The 6,617-nt window shown below is 63.9% G+C and carries 6 protein-coding genes; 3 read left to right on the top strand and 3 right to left on the bottom strand.

Going from position 1 to position 6,617, the window contains the following annotated elements:
- Positions 1-100 precede the first annotated feature (100 nt).
- Both E7813_RS12205 and E7813_RS12210 read left to right on the top strand, forming a co-directional pair.
- A complete protein-coding gene (locus tag E7813_RS12205; RefSeq protein ID WP_291574183.1) occupies positions 101-409 on the top strand; it encodes a hypothetical protein in 309 nt (102 codons plus the stop codon).
- 159 nt (positions 410-568) lie between these two features.
- Entirely contained in the window at positions 569-1,705 is a 1,137-nt protein-coding gene (locus E7813_RS12210) for a DUF2865 domain-containing protein (protein ID WP_291574185.1), read from the top strand.
- 8 nt (positions 1,706-1,713) lie between these two features.
- On the opposite strand, the gene E7813_RS12215 is transcribed toward E7813_RS12210, so the two are convergent.
- The 3 genes from E7813_RS12215 to E7813_RS12225 are packed head-to-tail and all read right to left on the bottom strand — an operon-like array spanning position 1,714 to position 5,259.
- Complete coding sequence (locus tag E7813_RS12215; RefSeq protein WP_291574187.1) at positions 1,714-3,471, bottom strand: NAD+ synthase; 1,758 nt, start codon at positions 3,469-3,471, stop codon at positions 1,714-1,716.
- A 44-nt stretch (positions 3,472-3,515) separates the two neighbouring features.
- On the bottom strand, positions 3,516-3,869 hold the full coding sequence (locus tag E7813_RS12220; protein ID WP_291574189.1) for a diacylglycerol kinase: 354 nt from the start codon (positions 3,867-3,869) through the stop codon (positions 3,516-3,518).
- Between the two features lies 1 nt (position 3,870).
- Positions 3,871-5,259, bottom strand: a complete 1,389-nt coding sequence (locus E7813_RS12225; RefSeq protein WP_291574190.1) for a class II 3-deoxy-7-phosphoheptulonate synthase — start codon at positions 5,257-5,259, stop codon at positions 3,871-3,873.
- Between the two features lie 208 nt (positions 5,260-5,467).
- Between E7813_RS12225 and E7813_RS12230 the strand changes: the two genes are divergently transcribed.
- A complete protein-coding gene (locus tag E7813_RS12230; RefSeq protein WP_291574192.1) occupies positions 5,468-6,373 on the top strand; it encodes an alpha/beta fold hydrolase in 906 nt (301 codons plus the stop codon).
- The last annotated feature ends 244 nt before the right edge of the window (positions 6,374-6,617 follow it).

A 6,617-nucleotide genomic window follows, 5' to 3' on the forward strand; every position in this document is an offset into this window, starting at 1 on the left:
GGCCGATTTGGGTCACGAAACCGCCCCGGCAACCAGGGTTAATCATCCTTAACATTTTGCGTTTATCGATTGGGGCGATTTCCTCATTCCCGGGTGCATCATGCGATCCATTTCCGGACTTTTGGCCGGCTTGTTCATCTTCGCCGCGTCGGCCGCTTTCGCCGACAGCCGCGTTTTCATCGTCGCCAACGAGGCCGACGGCTATGGCGTCGACCAGTGCCTTGCCAAGGGCGAGAAATGCGGCGCCCATGCCGCCCAATCATATTGCCAGTCGCGCCAGTTCGCCGAGGCTTTGTCCTACCGGCGCGTCGATCCGGATGAAGTCACGGGGTCGGTTCCCAAAGAAGTCGGCGGCAACTGCCATCACGCCGGCTGCAACGAATTCGTCGCCATTACCTGTCAGCGCTGAAGCCTCCGGCCGCCGAAGGCCATCCCGCCACACCGGCGCCCCGGAAACGACGTGACGCTGCCCCGAGAAGCTTGTATGGGAAGCCGCGTCGGCCGCGCCTTCCGGTTTCCAAGATCCTTGGTTTCCGAATCGGGCGCGGAATCGTTGTAATGGCCGGATATGCCTGAAACGTTGCTTACCCCCTGCTCCAGATGGATTCTAGCCTGCGCCGTGCTGCTCGGCGGCCTCGCGCTGAGCGTTGACGCCCGGGCGCAAATGAATCCGCAGGCGGCGCCACCGCCGCCGTCAGGGGCGACCGTCAATCCGATGTGCCCGCGGCTGGAAGCGCAACTGGCCACCATCGACCACGGCGGCAGCGGTGACCCTGCAAAGGACGACCAGATCAGGCGCTACCAGGATGCCGCGACCAAGCAGCAAGGCGAGCTCGATCGCGTCACCTCGCAGGCGAGACGCATGGGCTGCGACAGTTCCGGATTTTTCACGCTGTTCTCCGGCCGCTCCGCACAATGCGGTCCGGTCAATAACCAGATTCAGCAGATGCGCGCCAATCTCGATCAGATCACGACAAACCTCGAGCGGCTGCGCACCGGCGGCCTCGGCGGCCCCGATCGCGACAATCAGCGCCGCTCGGTTCTCATCGCGCTCGCGCAGAATAATTGCGGGCCGCAATATGCCAACGCCGTCCGCAGCGGCCCCGGCAACTTCCTCAACAACCTGTTCGGCAACAGCACGGACGTACCCGGTTCCGATGTAGGTCCACAGTCCGGAACCTACCGCACCGTCTGCGTGCGCACCTGCGACGGTTTCTACTTCCCGATTTCGTTTGCCACCTTGCCGGCCCGGTTTCCCGACGACGAGAAGACCTGCAAGAGCCTTTGCCCGGCGGCGGAAGCAACCCTGTTCGCCTATCGCAACCCCGGCGAGGACATGAACTCGGCTGTCTCGATCAACGGCCAGCCCTATTCGGCTTCGCCCAATGCGTTCAAATATCGCACCGAGTTCAACCCGTCATGCGCCTGCAAGGCCGCCGGGCAGACCTGGTCCGACGCGCTGAAAACCATCGACGACAAGGCCGCCGCCGAGCAGCAGGGCGACATCATCGTCACCGAAGAGAGCGCCAAGAAAATGTCGCGGGCGCCAACCCCGAAGGCGCCTGCCAAGAAGGGGGCGGCTCCGCCCGCCACCACAGCCAGCACGCCGCCGCCCGATGCGCCGACGCCCGCGGATGCTTCCACCGGCACCGCCGGGGACAAACCGATTCGCACGGTCGGGCCGACTTTTATCCCGGCCAAATAGTCGCAAAACTATCCGTCGAACGCTTCCGCCGATCCGCGGGCCGCGCGCGATATCAGGGTCTCGTCGGGTTCGGGCAGCGGCTTTCCCATGTCGCGAAACCGGTTGGTGATGGGATAACGACGGTCGCGGCCGAAATTCTTTTGCGTGACCTTGACGCCCGGCGCGGCCTGCCGGCGCTTGTATTCGGCGATGTTGAGCAGCCGGTCGATCCGTGCCACCACCTCGCGATCGAAGCCATCGGCCACGATCGATGCCAGCGGCTGTTCGCGCTCCACCAGCCGTTCGAGGATGGCGTCGAGCATGTCGTAAGGCGGCAGCGAATCCTGGTCGGTCTGGTTTTCGCGCAGTTCCGCGGTCGGCGGCCGGGTGATGATGTTGACCGGAATGACTTCGCCCGATGGGCCGAGCGCGCCGGCCGGCTTCCATGAATTGCGCAGAGACGAGAGCCGGAACACTTCGGTCTTGTAGATATCCTTGATCGGATTGAAGCCGCCGTTCATGTCGCCATAGATCGTGGCGTAGCCGACCGACATTTCCGACTTGTTGCCGGTGGTGACCACCATCGCGCCGGTTTTGTTGGAGATCGCCATCAACAGCGTGCCGCGGGTGCGGGCCTGCAGGTTCTCTTCGGTTATGTCGCGCGGCAACCCCGCGAACGTATCGGACAAGATCTCCTCGAAGCCGTTCACGGCCCGCGCGATCGGTAGCACCTCGTAGCGGATGCCGAGTTCGCCTGCGAGCTGCGCTGCGTCGTCGAGCGACACTTGCGCGGTGAAACGGAACGGCAGCATCACGCCGCGGACACGCTCCGCCCCCAGCGCGTCAACCGCAATCGCCGCGCAAAGCGCCGAGTCGATGCCGCCGGATATCCCCAACAGCACGCCCGGAAACCCGTTTTTGCCGACATAGTCGCGCAAGCCCAGCACGCAGGCGGCATAGTCGCCCTTGTCGCCTTCGACGACAGGCGCAACCGGCCCGTTGCAGCGCCAGCCGGCTTCGCTTCGTGTCCAGCGCAATGTCGCGATGTCTTCGACGAAGGCCGGCAATTGCGCCGCCACCGAAAGATCGCCATTGAGCGCAAACGAGGCGCCGTCGAACACCAGTTCGTCCTGGCCGCCGACCTGGTTGAGATAGACCAGCGGCAACCCGCTTTCGGTGACGCGCGCCACCGCGATCGACAGCCGCAGGTCGTTCTTGTCGCGCGCGTAAGGCGAGCCGTTGGGCACGATCAGTATTTCAGCGCCGGTCTCGGCGAGACATTCGACAACGTTTTCGTAGTCCTCGGATTCCTCAAGCCAGATGTCCTCGCAAATGGGAACGCCGACCCGGATGCCGCGGATGGTGACGGGGCCGGCGGCGGGCCCGCGCGCGAACAGGCGCTTTTCATCGAATACGCCGTAGTTCGGCAGATTGGCCTTGAACCGGATCGCCGCGATGCGGCCCTCGTCCAGCAGGGCGCAGGCATTGTACAGCTTGCCGTCCTCGACCCACGGACTGCCGATCAGCACAGCCGGGCCGCCGTCGGAAGTCTCGCGCGCGAGCTCCTCGATGGCGGTACGGCAGGCCGACTGGAACGCCGGCTTCAAAACCAGGTCCTCCGGCGGATAGCCGGCAATGAACAATTCAGGCAGCACCACCAGATCGGCGCCGTCGGCCCTGGCCCGCGCCCGCGCGGCGCGCGTCTTGGCGGCGTTGCCGGCGACATCGCCCACCGTCGGGTTCAACTGGGCCAGCGTAATGGTAAATTGTTCGGCGCGTTCGGTCATGGCGCGATGGTGCCTTGGGTGCGGCCAAACTGCAAATGCATGCTTTAGATCGCGCCCATGCGTTCGGCGATAGCAAACAGCCAGAACAGGCCGGCCATGACCAGGGAGACGCCCACCGCCGCGGAGCCCATGTCCTTGACCCGTCCGATCTGCGGATCGTGATCGGTGGTCAGCCGGTCGGAGAGCTTCTCGATCGCGGTGTTGAGCAGTTCGACCACCAGCACCAGAGCGACCGTGGCGATGAGCTCGACACGGCGCATGGTGGTCGCGCCGATCAGCCACGCCAGCGGCAACGACAGGGCGAGCGCAATCAGCTCTTCGCGAATGGCCTGCTCGGAACGGATCGCGAAAGCGAGACCATTGCGCGTATTGATCGTGGCCCGCCAGAACCGCAGCAACTCACAGTCCCGCCGCGACCGGCATCGGCTTGACCTTGCCTCCGCGCTCCTGCTTGAGCAATTCGGCGATCAGGAACGCCATGTCGATCGACTGCTCGGCATTGAGACGGGGATCGCAGACGGTGTGATAGCGGTCGCTGAGATTCTCGTAAGTAATGGCGCGCGCGCCGCCGATGCATTCGGTCACGTCCTGGCCGGTCATTTCTAGATGGACGCCGCCGGCATGGGTGCCCTCCGCCGCATGGATGGTGAAGAATGACTTCACCTCGGACAGGATGCGGTCGAACGGGCGGGTCTTGTAGCCGCTGTTGGAGGAAATGGTGTTGCCGTGCATCGGATCGCACGACCAGACCACCACACGGCCCTCGCGCTGCACGGCGCGGATCAACTGGGGCAGGTGATCGGCGACCTTGTCCGAACCGAAGCGGGTGATCAGCGTCAGGCGTCCGGGCTCATTGTCGGGGTTGAGCACGTCGATCAGGCGCAGCAATTCATCGGCTTTGAGCGATGGACCGCATTTCAACCCGACCGGATTCTTGATGCCGCGGAAATATTCGACGTGGCCGTGATCGAGCTGGCGGGTGCGGTCGCCGATCCAGATCATATGGCCTGAGGTCGCATACCAGTCACCGGTGGTGGAATCGACCCGGGTGAAGGCCTGTTCGTAGCCAAGCAGCAGCGCTTCATGACTGGTGTAGATGTCGGTGGCGCGCAGTTCGGGATGGCTCTCGAGATCGAGGCCGCAGGCGCGCATGAAGTTGAGCGCATCCGAAATGCGATCCGCCAGCTCCTTGTAACGGCGCGACTGCTGGGAATCCTTCAAAAAACCCAGCATCCACTGGTGCACGCTACCGAGATTGGCGAAGCCGCCGGTCGCGAACGCGCGCAACAGATTGAGCGTCGCCGCCGACTGGCGATACGCCATCAACTGGCGCTGCGGGTCGGGGGTGCGTGATTGCGCCGTGAACGCGATATCGTTGACGATGTCGCCGCGGTAGCTCGGCAGTTCGACGCCGTCGATCGTCTCCATCGGCGAGGACCGCGGCTTGGCGAACTGGCCGGCGATGCGGCCGACCTTGACCACCGGCAGCGCGCCGGCATAGGTCAAAACCACCGCCATCTGCAGCAGCACGCGGAAGAAATCGCGGATGTTGTTGGCGCCATGCTCGGCGAAGCTCTCGGCGCAGTCGCCGCCCTGCAGGAGGAAGGCCTCGCCTGCGGCTACGCGCGCAAGCGCCTTTTTCAGGTTGCGGGCCTCGCCTGCAAAAACCAGCGGCGGAAAGGTGGCGAGCTGCGCCTCGACATCGGCCAATGCCTTGGCATCGGGATAATCGGGTACTTGCAGCACCGGCTTGGCGCGCCAGCTTTCGGGTGTCCACCGCTCGGACATGACGTTAACTCCTGAGCAAAAACCGCCACTTACCCGCCTTGGCTAAGGCGCCGGCGAACGTCGCCGACCCCGGTGGTAGCGCGGGCCGGGTTATACACAGGCGCAGGACGGACCGCCAGTTGGATTTCAGCCTTTTGAGACAAGCTCTTGCGGCAAAAACCGAATTCGCATTTGCTGGAGCCAATGCGAAGACCCGGAGGAAATCGCGGTGGCGGAAGCGGCGCTGGACGACGTTTTCATCGATGACATTACCTTCCCCGCTGCGGACGGATATTTGCTCGGGGCGACCCTGTTTTTGCCGCGGGGGGCCAAGCGCAACGCCGTCCTGATCAATTCGGCCACCGCGGTGCCGCGCAAGATCTACAAGGGCTTTGCCAGCTACCTGGCGCGGCGCGGATGCGCGGTTTTGACCTACGACTATCGCGGCATCGGCGATTCCAGGCAGAAATCGCTGACCGGCTACAACCAGCCGCGCTCGCTGGTCGGCTTCAAGGCCTCGATGTCGGATTGGGCGGCACTCGATGCCACCGCCGCGGTTGCCTGGATGCGCGAGCGTTACAAGGACCTGCCGCTCGGCTATGTCGGCCACTCCTTCGGCGGCCAGGCGCTGGGACTGCTTGCCAACAACACCGAAGTCGCGCGCGCGCTGTTGATCGCGGCGCAAGCCGGATACTGGAAGCTGATGGCCTCGCCCGAACGCTACCGCGTCTATGCCATGCTGAACCTGATTGGCCTGCCCCTCACCCGGATCCTCGGCTATGCGCCGGGCTGGAGCGGCCTTGGCGAGGACTTGCCGAAAGGCGTGTTCGAGCAATGGGCCGGCTGGGTCATGAGCCCGCGCTACCTGTTCGACGATCGCAATCTCGCGGCGCTGCAGAATTTTCCGCGCTACAAGGGCGCGATGCGCGCGCTGTGCCTTGCCGACGATCCTTGGGCGACGAAACCCGCGGTCGAACTTCTGTGTTCGGGATACGTCTCGGCCAAGCCGGAAATCCTGACGGTTGCGCCGGCCGACGTCGGCGCGGCGAGTATCGGTCATTTTGGCTTGTTTCGTCCTGAGCATCGCGACTCGCTTTGGCGAGGTGCTGCGGAATGGCTGCAGGCGACGGAGTAAATCTGCCATCGTCGTTCCTGCTTCTCAACGTCGTTCCTGCGAAAGCAGGAACCCATACGCCGCGTCGCTTGTTGTGAAAAACGCTGTTCAACGACTTTCGCCTAACCTCACGTCCTGGGGTTATGGGTCCCTGCGTTCGCAGGGACGACGCGTTGATTGAGTGCACGGTGCAGCTCCAAATGAAGCCGTCATGCTCCGCGAAAGCGGGGCATCCAGTACGCCGCGGCTTCTCGGTTCAATCATC

The sequence above is a fragment of the Bradyrhizobium sp. genome, from assembly GCF_004799405.1.
In the GTDB taxonomy this organism is placed as follows: Bacteria; Pseudomonadota; Alphaproteobacteria; order Rhizobiales; family Xanthobacteraceae; genus Bradyrhizobium.